The sequence below is a fragment of the Parabacteroides sp. CT06 genome, from assembly GCF_002257605.1.
In the GTDB taxonomy this organism is placed as follows: domain Bacteria; phylum Bacteroidota; class Bacteroidia; order Bacteroidales; family Tannerellaceae; genus Parabacteroides; species Parabacteroides distasonis.
Map to the genome: position 1 here is coordinate 1,747,303 of NZ_CP022754.1, position 14,643 is coordinate 1,761,945.

The window sequence follows — 14,643 nt, forward strand, 5'->3', positions numbered from 1 at the left end:
TATCAACAGTTAGAACCTCTTAATGTTCAGTTTACGTTTTCGCATCAAAGAGTACGGCGGCCTCGAAACCTTTTTCCTGCAATTCCCTTAGGTGAGATTTAGCACAAAGGATACCATTCATACTACTTTTCTGAAGGTGTTTTCCAGATTATCTTGTTCCTCTTTGTTGGGTTTGATAATTGGCGATAAGACTAAATAACATTCCTGATAAGACAAGGTAAGACTTCGTAAGTGAGTGGTAACATAGTTTCTTTTAAGAATACGTTTCTTTTGTATGAACGAAAAATGATAAAAACAAACCGATATGAAACGTACTATTTACTACATGATTTTATGCTTGCTGATGAGTCTCGGTGAGATTATGGCACAAGGTATTTCCGGAAAAGTGATGGATGGCAAGGAACAACCGATAGATGGAGTGGCGGTGATTTTACAGACCCTTGACTCTGTATATGTGGATGCCGTGGTTACCGATACGCTTGGGGATTTTCGATTGAATCATCCGCTAGACCAGTCGTATCGACTTATTTTCCAACACATCTTATATAATATGGTAGAGAAAGAGATAACTACCGCCAACGTAGGTACGGTGGTGCTGGAGGAGAAAGATTATCAGTTGGCCGAGATTACCGTAAAGGGAGAACGCCCGCAAGTGAAACTGGAGGGAGGCAAGCTGACGTATGATGTCCCTCAACTGATGAAGGATAAGACTGCCACGAACGCTTTTGAGATCATCAAGGACTTACCGGGGCTTATCGAGCGGAATGATAATCTGGAACTGGTAGGGGCCAGTCGTTTGAATATAATCTTGAATGGGCAGTTGACGACAATGTCGGCAGATCAATTAATCCAGTTACTGAAAACTATGCCAGCCTCAAGGGTCGAAAAGGCTGAGGTGATGTATAACGCTCCAGCTAAATATAATGTCAAGGGGGCGTTACTCAATGTCGTATTAAGTAAGAATGAGTCCGAGACTCCTTCTTGGCAAGGTGAAACGGGTGTGGATTACACCCAATATCGCCATGCGGGGGGAGATGCGCATGTGAATTTACTTTATACGAATAAGGGCTTTAGCTTAGATTTCCTGTTGAATGGTAATAAGAGACGGGATGTGATGGGGGAGGATATGTTGGCCCGCCATACATTAAATAGTGGTATGACGGAAATAAGCCAACATAATCGGGCCCTTGTCCATGTAAATAGAGGAACGGTTCGTCTGGGAATGGATTATACGTTCGCGAATGAGGATAAACTCTCTTTGGCATATTATCTGAAGGGAGATAAAGTCTTATCGGACCGTGATGCCTTTACCTCATATCTGGATCTGTCGAAGCCGGAAAATAAAAGTGAGAGTACGAGCTTGGTCCGTGACGACGGGCACTCCGCTATCCATAATATACGTTTACAGTATGACGGACATGCCGGGATATCGGCAGGAGCGGATTTTACTCGTTATCATTCGCCCTCGGTACTTGATTACCATGATACGAATACGAATGGTTCCCGGACTGATATGATAAATAATACGAGACAGGATGTATCCCGCTGGTCCGTATTCCTAAATAAGACACATAGTTTCGCTTCCGGGTGGGGATTGAATTACGGCGTGCATGGAGGTTACGCCTCGTCGAAAAACTATTCGGAGTATTTATATGAGCAAGGTGCTGGCTATGAGATGGACGAGGAAGCGTTGGAGGATAATACACAAAAGGAATACATCGCTGATATTTTCGCAGAGGTATCGAAAAGCTTCGGAGAGCGTTTCTCTGCTACGGTTGGGCTGAAAGGGGAGTATTTTAAGTCTGACTACACCTCTAGCCGGGAAAATATGAACCTATGGAATGAGGGGGCGTTGTTTCCTACCGTATCCCTGAGCTATACGTTTTCTCCCCGCCATATTTTACAGTTCGATATAAGTAGCGATAAGACCTACCCCGGTTATTGGCAAGTCTCCCCGCAAGTAACGCCTCTAAACTCTTACTCGGAGGTGGCGGGAAATCCCTTGTTGAAACCTTATCGCACGTATGAGGGGCAGATGGTCTATATCTTCCGCCAAAAGTATATGCTGGTAGCGTTCTGTGAATACACGCCGGATTATTTCGCCCAACTTCCTTATCAAAGCGATACGGAACTGAAGACCGTTTTTCGTTTCGAGAATATGGATTATAGTCTGGAAACGGGATTGGCGGTGATCATTCCTTTTAATGTGGGTCGTTTTTGGAATAGCCGCATCACACTGCGAGGTTGGAGGATGCAAGAAAAGAATGATAACTTCCACGGCATCTCATATAACCGTGAGGCTTATCTAGGATTAGCGCATATGAGTAACACATTTAACTTATGTGATAAACCGAATTTAAAAATGACGATAGACGGCCAATACGTGACTCCCGGTGCTATCCAAGGTATATACGACTTGGGTTCCATGTATGAGATATCTGCTGGATTAAAATGGACTTTCTTGAATGACCGTGCCAGCTTGACACTTAAAGGAGACGATATTTTCGCCAGCAGCATTCCACGTACCATCAAGATAAACCAAGGCAATCAATGGAGCCGGATGAGGAAATTGAATGATGAGAGATGTCTGAAATTATCTTTTGCCTGGAAGTTTGGTGGTTACAAGGAGAAGGAACATGATTCGATAGACACATCTCGTTTCGGAAAATAATAGATGCCTTGTAGTTTCATCCTAATGAACTCTTTGTTTCAATAGGATGAAACTGGATGCTCTTTTAAAGGAAATCCTATATTGCTTTCGTACTCGCTTCTATCTGTTCCATTAGCAGGGTGATATTGCTCATGAATAATTTTACGGATATCGCCAATAAAATGATACCGAAGAATTTACGGATCAAGTAAATACCGCCTTTTCCTAAAACCCTTTCCACCTTCCGTGTCATACGAACCACGAAATATACCCATAGCATATTCAATATTAACGCCACGATAATATTCACGCTGGCATATTCCGCACGGAGCGATAATAAAGTGGTGAACGATCCCGCTCCGGCTAGCAACGGGAATACCAGCGGCACCAACGTAGCCTCCTTGATTGGCCCTTGATTCTTGAAAATCTCTATGTCGAGAATCATCTCTAAAGATAGGAGGAAGATCACAAAAGCGCCGGCCACGGCAAACGACTCGATGTCCACATGGAAAAGCCTGAGCAATATATCCCCGGCGTAGAAGAACCCTAATAACAATAGAAAAGAGATTAGGGTTGCCTTCAACGCATTGACATCCTTGCCTTTATCCTTTAGGTCTATGATGATGGGAATAGCTCCGATTATATCGATAACAGCGAATAATACGATAAAGGCGCTAAGTATTTGCTGGAAATTGAAATTTGTGAACATGATGTTATCCTCCTGTGTTTTTTAATCCTCGTAAAGATACATATTTTCTTTGAATTGGTCAATATGACGAAATTATTGGTGTGTGTAACTAATTTTAGCAGGCCTGAACTATCAACGTGTCAGAATTGTTCTTATATTAGAAGCAATAATCATTAAATCGAAAGGCCATGGGAGCAAAGAAGAATTTTGTGTTGGACACGAATGTCATATTACATGACTATAAGTGCATCGAGAACTTTCAGGAAAATGATATCTATCATGCTTAAAATCAGTTTTTTATGTTTCTGATTTTTCCCCATTTATTGATGGTTGTTTGCCGAAAAATAACCGAAAAGGCTTCAAAAAGGGCTTTCGGCAAACAGATGATAATTAATAGTTTATAATATGATTTATTTGAATCCTTGTGTTCAGAAGAGTAAAAAAAGATCAGATGGATCTTACGTGGGTTATATCTGCTTAACTAGAGAGCGGCAGATGTATATGTATAATACTGGTATTATACTGAAATCCAACGAGGTAACTAAGAATTTGTCTATTAGGAGTTGTCGATCTCTTAATCTTATTAATGAGATCATGGTTAAGTTCCAAGCAAGAATCAATGATCTTGAGGCTAGGAACTTGATTGGTTGCAAAAGTTTGAGACAAATCGTGGACTTATGCAATGCGGAAAAGAAGCATGTCATTGATGTGATAGCCGAGATACTGGATATAGCCAATGAGATAAGTAATGAGAATACAAAGTTCAATTATTTGACCACCAGATCCTCGTTGATGAAATTTATGGGGGCAGATTCTTTAAATATTAATGAAGTGACGTTGAAGTTCCTCAATGATTATACCTTCTGCAACATAAAAGAATGTCCCCAGCCTCGATCCGTAATTATATATCCAACCTTAAGGCATCCATTAACCGGATAAGGGCAAAGTACAATAATCCAGAGATAGGAGAGATAGTGATTCCTTACAATCCTTTCGAGAGATATAAGATGCCTCCCATGCCAATCTCAAACAAAAAAGCATTACCTCCGGAGATTATAAGGATGATCGCAAATATTCCGGATGATACTTATTACAATAATCCATCCAGAAGTCTTTTGAATTTTATAAGGGATATGTTTATGTTGTCGTTTTATACAAGAGGGACAAATACTATTGATTTCATGATGATGAAAAAATCCAACATGAAAAAAGGCCGGTTGGAATTTGAACGGACCAAAACCATGAACCGAAGGATGGATAGGGCTTTTACCTCGATAAAGTTAGAACCAGAAGCGCTTGAAATTATCTACAAATATCCCGGAGATGGAGATCGGCTCTTATGTATAGGAGATCGTTTTAGCTCAGAAAGATCTTTTAGAACCGCCATACGACAGGGAATGATCGCTCTTCGTGATTACATCGATTATCAAGAGATGTCTTTCTATTCGGCTCGCCATTCGTGGGCCACTATAGCGAGGAATGATATCGGCGCAGATATTGATAATGTAGCTAAAGGTTTAAATCATGCTTCTGCCTTGCCTATAACGGATATCTATATTAAGCCTGATTGGGGTAGGATAGACGAGCTTAATAGGAGGGTAATAGATTTTGTTCTTTATGAAAGGCTTAATAAATAAGCGATATTGACAAATTGTAACAATAACACTTAAAAGGGCCGTATCAAGCTCTGTATTGAGTAATGATACGACTCTTTCTTTGGTCTTTTAATATGATCAAATTTCAAATTATAAGTTCATATTTCAAAATTTGAGTTTTGACACACCCTCTATCTCCTTCCTGTTACGTTCATCATTTTTCCTATGTCACACCTGCCAAGGATTCAAGTAAGGATCGTATGACTTCTGAAAAGTAGCTATCCCCCAGTCCGTAGTTGGCTTGCCGGTATTGTCCACTTTTCTTGGAATCATGGGGTTGATCTTCAGTCTGTTTGCGTCCTTTAACCAGGCCATAGATGTCTCATAATCGTTTGACCTAGTAATGGATACATTATTGGGAGAAATGTTCTTGGTAAGCTCGTAAAGGGCTAATCTGACCATGTGCTTCTTGATGTTCTTATGCCTGGGGTCCTCCAACGCTAAGTTCTTCCCGATCTCTGGGATGTCACTATTCACGTTCAACGTAGGATAGAATACCTTTCCATCGTAGACCACAAATTCATGTGGCGATAACTCATATTCATTATAGTTCGGATCATATGGTAATATCTCACCCCAACATTGAGGTCGTAAGTCTGGTGATATTGTCTCATCATAATCGGTTAATTCATACAGTTGATAAAAGTTGTCACCATAACTTACCGGATCGTATAGCTGGAATGGGGTAGGAGTCCATTTTAACGGTTCCGCTTTCTCCCAGCAGTTTGATAATGGAACTCGTATGTCATTGAACTCGTAACCATTCTCAATCATGCACTCAAACACGATCCCATTGTAGCAAACCAAATCCCCCGGTCGATAGGTCAATAGTTGGGAGTAAGGATCGGCGTTGATAAGTTCTTGGATCTCGATTGACTCTTCCCAATAAATCTTGTCGGTGGGAACCTTATAGCCACTGATAGAACGGATCACCTTATAGATATTATCCTCGTACTGGATATACGCCCCTACGGGATAGTTGATCCTTCTATCATACATCCTGATAGCCTTACCTTTCATTAACTCATTCTCAATCTCATAATTCTCCACCAGGTTCTCTAATATCGACATCTCTGCCAATTCCTCGGCTTGTATAAACTTATACTCGTTTCCCGGTTGGATTATTTGTTCCAGGGCTTCCTTGGTGATTATCTCTAAATAATCACTATCCAACAAAAATCTGTTATTTTCCATTTAGTAACTGAATTGTGGTTTAATTATTGATGTTGTTAATACGGTTCCTGTTTGTCCTCCTCGCTGGTATTTGAGCCAGCTCTTAGAAAGGAATGTACAGAGGATATAATCAAGGACATCTGTGCAGTTATGAACCAATATACCATTAGCGAAAAATTCATGCCGATCCTCTACCGTGATGTCATAGACCTTATCTATAATCCTTTCGTTAGATTTCCTTACGGATAGCTTCTTCGTCTTCTCGCATGTTACAAATGTTTTTTGTATTATCTTATCTATTTCTGCAAAGCCATCTTCTATCGTATAGAAAAGATGATCTGGGGTACAAGTGATATTTGTGTCCCCTATGGAGTAATCCTTAACCATTACGTTCTTCCCTGTTATTTCCGAGAAAGTTACTTTCTTGTATCCTTCCCTTGTCAATACGTAATCGCCAGCCTTTACATTTTCTATAGGTATTTCTCCCTCCTTAGTGGTTATCATCGTTCCAGCGGCAAAACAGTGGCCATATTTCTCATATCTTACCTTCGTCTTGGGATCTGTGACTTTTTGCTTGTTCTTTGTTCCATCCTCATTTCTGATCTGATAGACCAAATCCTCGGTCAATTTCCTACACCTTAAGTCGATATAAATATTCCATCCATCCAGACCATCGAATAACTCATTGATCCAATCAACACGGTTCTTCTGAGGGGGTTGCTTGGCTAGTATGTTCTGTTTTGGCCTTAATATGGTGTTATTCATGCAAGACTGGATAATGGTGAAATTGTTTACGCCATCCTCGGTTTGCGTGTTTCTAGCCAATCCAGCGGGATCGTCAGTCAATACCACTCCTCCGATCTGTTTTGATTCCAATAACTTATCTTTTACATACTGGGCGAACTTAGGTGTGTTATTTAGCTTGTCCTCTGGTTTTCCAAGAAATTCCTCCAAAAAATACACGTTCTTATTCTCCCAATCAATTTGTACAACCTCACATGTCATATGCGGAAATACGTTGAAGTCAAACCCTAAGATCAACGGTTTCATCGGATCATATACGTTTTCTTTTAAGTTTTGAACAAGATGCTTATCTCCGGAGAAACCTTTATACAGCGTCATGGCGTTCGCTTCTACGAAATCCCAGTTTCCATACAGAAGACGTTCCCTTGTGGCGTTATTCTTGATCTTGTTCAAAGAAGCCTCATATATTTGCCGAAAGCTCTCATCCGGATTATCAAATATGGAGAATCTGATAAATACCTCGCCATCCCTGCATTTTACGGGGTTCCCTTCCTCATCTTGCACGAACCTCTCACGCAGCCAACATGCCGCCGGGTTACAAGACAAGAACATCTTGGGTGTCTTGAATGTCTCCGATGTTTTCCAACGAATACGGGAGAACATAACATCTGCCGCTCTTTCAGATATCTCGGATGCCTCATCAACAAATACGATCGTTGCTTCCATCGAACCGAAACGGGAGAAATCCAAGTCAGCTGGAAGATCAGCCATTTCTTTCATCATGATTACGGATTCGTTCCAGAAAGTTATCGTTCCTTCTATGTTGTTTATGCAGAAATTCTCATCCTCTTTCAATCCCCATTCTTTCATCACTTTCTTAATTGTTATGAAAGTTGATTCTTTCAGGGATTTGATGGTCTTACGTGCTACCACGGCACGTATGTTTGGAAACCGCATACAACTGCTTACCAACCATGCGCTACCTATATATGAATTGTGAGTGACCAAAAAATCGTCCGTGATATACAGTTGCTCATCGCTATCAAGTGTTATACATCTACATTCTTTAGGATCGTCCAGCTCGATCACTTGTCTTATATATCTTCTATGTTCTGGGGTTATGGTTGGTTTTATCATCTTATTAAATCTCGGATCAAAAGAGAAGCGGACATAATATTTTATAACCGTACCTTTTCCCTTGCTTTTCGTGATAGTGGCTATGGCTCCTACGCTCCTTAATATATCCACTAATTGATTGGCGAACTTTTCCGATCGGCTCATGAACTCATACTTGCCGTTGTTCTTTATATTTACTTCCTTGAGCAATCCCTTAAGAAAATTTTTTCTATCCTCTAGGCTGGAGGTGACTAGGTCTTGTGGAATCTCTGTATGATTTGATCTCTTAAAATTATTAGGGTCTGGCATGATATTTCGGATATAATATCCCCAAGAGTAAGCGGTCATATAATTATCGAACTTCCCACCGAACTCTTGCTCGATCACGGTGGGAACGAAGGCAATATTTCCATGTCTAAGCCTTTTCTTTATGGTAGCAGCTACTATAAAAACTATCGTACAAGTTCCTGCATATGTTGGATATATCAAGATCAGGCATATCTATCAACCCATAATCTAGGTCTTGGTTTAGTTTTTGTCTTGCCATTATTTTACTTTTACGGTTTGTGATAAGAATGAGTTACATTTAGCGAGGAACGGTATGAAATTGGCGAGATTAACGATCGGCATAGTCCCTAACATGGTAGGTGTGGTTATTTTTGAGCACTCTGTAATAAACTCTACCATGAGATTGACAAGCTGGGTTCCCAATACCGCCGGTTCTGTAGCCCCCTCGCCAATAAATATTTGCTGTCCCTCTATCGTAACACCGGAGTTATCCAGTTTCTCATAGGAATTACCTACGCTTTCCTTTATTTGCTCTTTCCCGACTTCCATCTTTGACGATCCTACCTCGGATGTTATTTTGTCAGTGGTGATAGATGAGGTGGCTGAACCGGTCTTGTCTAGGACGGTAGATGTTATTGACGAATTGGTATACGTGGTTACGCTCTTGTTTCCATCTTCCTGTAGCTCGTTATAATCAACGCTATCGTCCGGTATTTCGCTGGTAACGCCTATATTTACCTCTTTGGTTGAGATAGTGTTGTAGGTGTCGATATGAGAGAAGGATAATATAGAGGCGTTTCCGGTACCTACGGCCCATAATACCGTAACATCTGACTTAATGGTTGGGACGATCACCTGCCCCTTGGTTAATCCGGGTATGGCGTTTATAGGTATCTCGGGTATCCTTACTGTTCCGTCCATGGAGATGAAGTCAATGGTTCCTACAGCCCCTTTGTTACCTGATGTATATTTAGCCACGAATCCATGTAATATCATCAAATTGTTCTCAGGAGCTTGTACGATCCTTCTAAGTGCCTCTGATAGTTTGTTATAATCTGCCATTATTTATCACTTAATTTGTATGGAATCTTTAATTTTTGTCTATAACCTCTTACCCCAAAAGTTGTTATCACCTCGCTTACAACATAGGTCCCGTTTCTCTCGGGATTAAGATTATCCGTCAGTCGTACCTTGCATCCGGCTTGTAATCCAAAATCACCGAAGATCGTAATATCTCCATCGATTCCGGTCTGGGATATCTCCCCGAATTTCGCTTCTGCATTCTTGATAAGAGTGTTACGGTTGACGTTATATTCATGAAAAGTACGAATGTTATAAGCAGAAAGATCGATTTTAGTGTTCTTGCCGCCATATTGGTTCGTAAGGTTGTTGTTTTTATCATATTCTGATAATAAAGTGTTCTTTAACTGGTTCTTGCTTATCTTTGTCTCATTAATCACTTGAAACTTGGATGTGTCTTTTGGGTCTCTTCTGATAGTCGCTTTAAACATGGAGTTATCCGGGTACATGGCGATAGCTTCTAACGCCATGAGCGCTGGATCTAATTTGTGGATGGACAGGTTATCCTCTGCCACGTTTTCATCAAACTCTATATCGTAGGGGGTATCCGGCATATCTTTCAGTAACGACTCAGAGGTGTTGACTGAGAAGAATGTCCTGCCTATAGCTAGATGAGGAACACCGTTATAATTTCTCATATAGCACATGATACCCCATTTCTTGAATCGATTCAATATATCGGCCACCGTGCAGCTTTGCGGGTAAATAATCTGGCCTATCTCCATGTTCATCTCTTTCGTGCTGGGATGAAGTTTTATTCCGGTACCTTTCAGTATCTTCGGCACAAATTCATTTATCTTGGTACCTTTTGCGCTGGTCTCTATCGGATCTAGGGCTGTCTGCTTTAATATATACCCCATATCCTCACACTCAAGAGTGAATGGGTTCCCAGAAATGATAGAAGTGATATATCCATCGAACATCGTTTTGAGGTTTTCGTCTATCCCGTAGCAGAGTTTTATGTTGATGCGCTTACCTCTTTTGAATAAGCTATCCTTGTCACCCACAAGTTTGACCTCTCTGGTTCCGAACTCGTCTTTCAAAGAGGATTTGATCGTGATCTGTCTCGTGAACTCCACCGTGGCTGTATTGATAAGGGTCTGGTAGGAATCTTTGATCTGGAGGTTTACAACCTCGTTGACAGTGATCTTGTTTAAGATGTGCAGTGTGTCGTTAGGATCTTCGTCTCCAATCGTGATAAGGCAATTCAGCATGCTTAAGCCATGTATTTCCATTATATCCAGTTTTGTAATTGAATAAATTGTTTGGGGTTGAACTTACGCAGGTAATCTTTTAGGCTGGCCTTGGAAACGACTTGCTCCGGGTTGGCGGCTAACCAAGCCTCACGTTTGGCGATTTCTTCTTGCATTACCTGCTTTGCAGATAATATCTCCTGTTTTTCTTTCTCCTCGAACTTTAACGCTTCCGTATTTCTCTCAAACACGGCGTTAATCGTATAGTTCTGTACGTTTGAGAAACCGATTGCTTGAGGGAGGTCATAGGATAGTATAAGAATGGTGCTAATCTCGAACATATCGAGATATGGGGATTGACATGTTATCACGTCCTTATGTTTCAATATCTTGATCAAGTCCATGACCTCTTTTGTCGGGTATACATCTTGGTAGGGACTGACTATTTTGCCGCTGATGGTAATATTATAATCTCCCCCTGATATGTATTCCTTACGGGTGAGGTCTCGGCTTTGTACCTTGGTCAGCAGGATATTTTTTCGCTCAGAGATCTTGATGATAGCGTGTCCGTCAAAAAACGTATAGTTCTCACCTTCGTCTTTAACTTGGAGCTGTATGTAATGCCTGATAGGACTTCCATCCAGACCTTTCTCTTGCAGTAGATTTACAGGTGTATTAGCTTCTACTAGTTTCTTGATATTGCTATCTCTATCGGTGAGATTATACCTGGTTTGAAGCTTATAGTCAGGTGAACCATTGACGATCTCATCCGCCATCCTTAACACCGCTTGTTTTGTTCTCCAGGTGACTATACGCTCTACGATCCTCGCTTTTTTCTGGAGATACGCCTTGGGGTTTCTTGTTCGGTCTATAAGGTTGATTCGGGGGATGTATGTAAGAAGTGACGATGGGTCCTTACCCTTGTATAACTCACCGATAACCCGTTTGATGGCATACCCCTTATAATCCCTTGGAGCCAGGGAAGGCAAGGTTTTCTTTGACAATTCACCGGTCACGTTTGCGAATATCCTAGGCTTGTTATTTTGAGGCTCCCTGATCGGTGAACCTATGATATTTAGTTTTTCCATTAGTTATATGATATTTCAAAATCCTTTATTGCGTCTATGAGTACTTGTGTCACTTTGTCCTTGAGGGTTTCCATATCTTCCCCGTTGGTTGAGTTTATGTTCACGCTACCGATGAGGGATTGGATATTGATAGTGATCACTTTGGGTTGTGTCCCTTTGGTTTTTCCTACACCACTGTAAGCTCCTCCATACCCTATATCGCCCTCACTTAAGTCTCCTTCTGTCCTGATATCCTTTGTGGTCTGGAGTTCGGACATGTTAAATAATTCTTTGATCTCCCCTAACGCCGAGATCAATGGATTCAAAAACCATCCTTTCGCACCAAGTTTTCTGAGGGAGGACATCACGGATCTGGCGGTTGTTGCGGCACCTTCCTTATCCTCGTACACGATATCTCCGGAAGGCGCTATTACATGATACCCTAGACCTTTTTGGCTAAGGTCATAACCTGTTAGGTTCTTTATGAGATTGATTGATTCGTTTTCGCTTATAGGTAGACCGCTGGCGATCTTTATTTGGAGGTTCATCAGTTCGCTTAAAGAGTCAATACCCAAGTCTATGGATTTATTCATGGCCTCGGTGAATTGCTTGGTCTTGGCTTCCGTGTCAGCGTTAAGTTGATTGATACTATTCAATACAGATACCCCTCTTGATCTTTCCTCTTCGGTAAGGTTGGCAAAAGGACCGAAGCTATATTGGTAAGCCCTTTTTTGGCTTGCCATGTCATCGATAAGGTTAGTGTAGATCGATTTGATCTTATCCTTGCCTAAGTTCTCCATACCGATAGAGGCCATGAGGTATTGGTTGGCTATTTTTGAGCCTTCTAATTGACCTCTCTCGGACATGGCTCTCATGTATTGCGGATAAACGCTACTTTCGCCATTGAACAGCATATTCATCGTTCCTAGATCGTATCCCAATGAATCATAATATTCTGTCCCTGACAAGATTTTCTTTATATTGTTCTTTCCGCTTGCGCTGTTATTATCGTTATCCTTATCCTTGAATATTGGCAATAGGTTCTCGTATTCTTTCTCTATAGCCTTGCTTACGGATTGTGTCGTTTTCCCGGCTCCATACATGCTTATTCCTAAAGACGCTAGGGCGGTAACTGCCGCTGTGACTATGGCGGGTATTCCTCCGATAGCCACTAACAAACCACCTCCAGCGGTCGCTCCTGATCCTCCGCTTATGGCGGTTGTTAATACCCCAGTTGCCTTGGCGGTATCAAGAAGACCTTTTGTCATGGAGGTTATGTAGGCTACTATATTTGATATCTTCTTTAATAATACGCCTCCAACTACAAAATGTTCCAGCCAATACCAGTTTTTTGATACCCATGTGGACACATTGATCAAGCCTTCTGTTATTGCGATCAATCCTGATGCTATATCCTTGAGCATCTTGGCTGTACCAGATTGTTGTAACAATAAGACCAAATTATCCAGCCCTTCCTTGATAACGGGACTGTAAGCCTCGAACACGTTCATCCCAGTCTCCGTGAATTGTGACGTGACTTTATCCCATTTACCCTTGATCGTTTCTTGCTTCTCAGATGCGATACGATCCGATAGGCCGGCGGCATAGACAGAGTTTTGTATCAATTCTGGGAGTTTCATCAACTCGGCGAACACGTTGTTGGCTGCGTTTCCTCCGATCTTATCGAATAGCCTGGTCAGGTCCTGTATACTGGCATCGTTAGCTTTGAGTTGTGAGAAGATATCGAACAATGACTTTAACTTGGTTTTTCCTGTTGCTTTATCTAACTCATATAATTGGATATTATATTTTTTCAAGACCTCGGTTCCTTTTTTGTAGGATTCAATAATCTTGTCATCATTGCCCGTAACGCTGTACCCGCTACCGTACCTTTCAATCCAGCGTTTGCTAGTGCGCCAATAGCAGCCGTAGCCTCGTTGAAGGATATCTTAGCCATACTCATCATAGGGGCCGCAAATTTCATGGCTTCGCCCATTTCCAATACATTGGTATTCGTGCTGGTGGTGATACTCGTGAGGACATCCGCTATCTGTGGCATTTTAGAGCTATCCAACCCGTAGGCTGTCTGGATGTTAGTCACGATATCTGCCATCCTGTCAAGAGGAGCGTCGCCGATAATAGCGAGGTTGGCGATAGGTTTTATAGAGTTGTTGATATCCTCAATATTCAAACCCGCCATACCAAGGTATTTGGCCGCCCCAGCTACTTCCGTGGTGGTAAACTTGGTATCGACACCAACCTTGCGGATATTCCTTGACATATCGGAAAATCTCTGGTTAAACGTGGTGATAGCGTTATCCGTGGCTTTCAGGATACTCCGTACGGTTGTCATGATATTCTCATACTCGGCAGCATCTTTCGTGATGCTCATGGCCCCCATACCTATAGCGGCTGCTCCGATCATGTTAGGGAACGGGAAACCAGCGGCATACATTACGTCAGCCATTCCGAACAATCCCCTCGCTCCGTTCCCAAAACCACGGGCGACCCTGTTATTACCATTTTTAGGGACATAATCCCTACTATTCCCTCTCGGGGTAGAGATTATTGATCCTGTCGTGGTGCTGGTCGTTTGATTGATTTTTGTGTTGATGGTGACAGTTTTCCCTTTTATAGCATTGATCTGGGATTGAAGGGATTTTAGCTCTTTTTTTATACTACCGTCAATAGTATATTTTATCTTCTTGGGTTTGGTGCCAATGATCCTGTTAAAATTGACGAAAGCGGAGTTGATCTTTCCCAGTTCCTTTCTCAAGGTTTCTAAACTTGATATGATGGGAGGGATGGTTTTCTGTATCGTGTTTTGGAAATCACTGATACTTTTAGAAGCTTGTGCCCCGTTGATGTCTATGTTGTACCTGACGTTGTAATCCATGTTATAGGCTTTGGTTATTGTTTACTTAATAAAGAATAGCTTGAAGCGTAAAGACTTGATTAAAAAAGAAAACCCCTACTGACATCATGTCGG

At 41.5% G+C, this 14,643-nt stretch carries 11 protein-coding genes and 2 pseudogenes; 4 read left to right on the forward strand and 9 right to left on the reverse strand.

Annotation, left to right across the window (positions count from 1 at the left end; genetic code table 11):
* Positions 1-40: 40 nt before the first annotated feature.
* Positions 41-121 (reverse strand): annotated as a pseudogene (locus CI960_RS23890) (cysteine hydrolase); the annotation flags it as partial.
* Positions 122-304: 183 nt separating this feature from the next.
* Here CI960_RS23890 and CI960_RS07585 point away from each other — a divergent pair.
* Positions 305-2,671 (forward strand): outer membrane beta-barrel family protein, encoded by a 2,367-nt coding sequence (locus tag CI960_RS07585; RefSeq protein ID WP_005857558.1) that lies wholly within the window; start codon positions 305-307, stop codon positions 2,669-2,671.
* A gap of 76 nt (positions 2,672-2,747) precedes the next feature.
* Here CI960_RS07585 and CI960_RS07590 read toward each other — a convergent pair whose 3' ends face one another.
* A complete protein-coding gene (locus tag CI960_RS07590; RefSeq protein ID WP_005857556.1) occupies positions 2,748-3,359 on the reverse strand; it encodes a MarC family protein in 612 nt (203 codons plus the stop codon).
* Positions 3,360-3,526: 167 nt separating this feature from the next.
* Between CI960_RS07590 and CI960_RS07595 the strand changes: the two are divergent.
* The 3 genes and pseudogenes from CI960_RS07595 to CI960_RS07605 form a co-directional block, all read left to right on the forward strand.
* Positions 3,527-3,616, forward strand: a pseudogene (locus tag CI960_RS07595) (PIN domain-containing protein); the annotation flags it as partial.
* Positions 3,617-3,932: 316 nt separating this feature from the next.
* The gene (locus CI960_RS23895) at positions 3,933-4,277 is read left to right on the forward strand and encodes a phage integrase SAM-like domain-containing protein (RefSeq protein WP_182432489.1); all 345 of its coding nucleotides are present in this window, start codon (positions 3,933-3,935) and stop codon (positions 4,275-4,277) included.
* Positions 4,217-4,975: a hypothetical protein gene (locus CI960_RS07605; protein ID WP_005857549.1), complete on the forward strand. Its 759-nt coding sequence runs from the start codon at positions 4,217-4,219 to the stop codon at positions 4,973-4,975. Before CI960_RS23895 ends, CI960_RS07605 begins: the two co-directional genes overlap by 61 nt.
* 186 nt (positions 4,976-5,161) lie before the next feature.
* Here the strand turns inward: CI960_RS07605 and CI960_RS07610 are convergent, their stop codons facing one another.
* The 7 genes from CI960_RS07610 to CI960_RS07640 all read right to left on the reverse strand — a co-directional run bounded on the left by CI960_RS07610 (position 5,162) and on the right by CI960_RS07640 (position 14,550).
* Positions 5,162-6,187 (reverse strand): hypothetical protein, encoded by a 1,026-nt coding sequence (locus tag CI960_RS07610; RefSeq protein WP_005857547.1) that lies wholly within the window; start codon positions 6,185-6,187, stop codon positions 5,162-5,164.
* Positions 6,188-8,413, reverse strand: a complete 2,226-nt coding sequence (locus CI960_RS07615; protein WP_005857545.1) for a phage terminase large subunit — start codon at positions 8,411-8,413, stop codon at positions 6,188-6,190. It lies immediately after the preceding gene.
* Between the two features lie 159 nt (positions 8,414-8,572).
* The gene (locus CI960_RS07620; RefSeq protein ID WP_005857541.1) at positions 8,573-9,376 is read right to left on the reverse strand and encodes a hypothetical protein; all 804 of its coding nucleotides are present in this window, start codon (positions 9,374-9,376) and stop codon (positions 8,573-8,575) included.
* Positions 9,376-10,629: a hypothetical protein gene (locus CI960_RS07625; RefSeq protein WP_005857539.1), complete on the reverse strand. Its 1,254-nt coding sequence runs from the start codon at positions 10,627-10,629 to the stop codon at positions 9,376-9,378. The genes CI960_RS07620 and CI960_RS07625 overlap by 1 nt, the downstream gene beginning before the upstream one ends.
* The gene (locus CI960_RS07630) at positions 10,629-11,675 is read right to left on the reverse strand and encodes a DUF6046 domain-containing protein (protein ID WP_005857537.1); all 1,047 of its coding nucleotides are present in this window, start codon (positions 11,673-11,675) and stop codon (positions 10,629-10,631) included. Before CI960_RS07630 ends, CI960_RS07625 begins: the two co-directional genes overlap by 1 nt.
* Positions 11,675-13,471, reverse strand: a complete 1,797-nt coding sequence (locus tag CI960_RS07635; RefSeq protein WP_005857535.1) for a hypothetical protein — start codon at positions 13,469-13,471, stop codon at positions 11,675-11,677. The genes CI960_RS07630 and CI960_RS07635 overlap by 1 nt, the downstream gene beginning before the upstream one ends.
* Entirely contained in the window at positions 13,468-14,550 is a 1,083-nt protein-coding gene (locus CI960_RS07640) for a phage tail tape measure protein (protein WP_005857533.1), read from the reverse strand. Before CI960_RS07640 ends, CI960_RS07635 begins: the two co-directional genes overlap by 4 nt.
* Positions 14,551-14,643 lie beyond the last annotated feature (93 nt).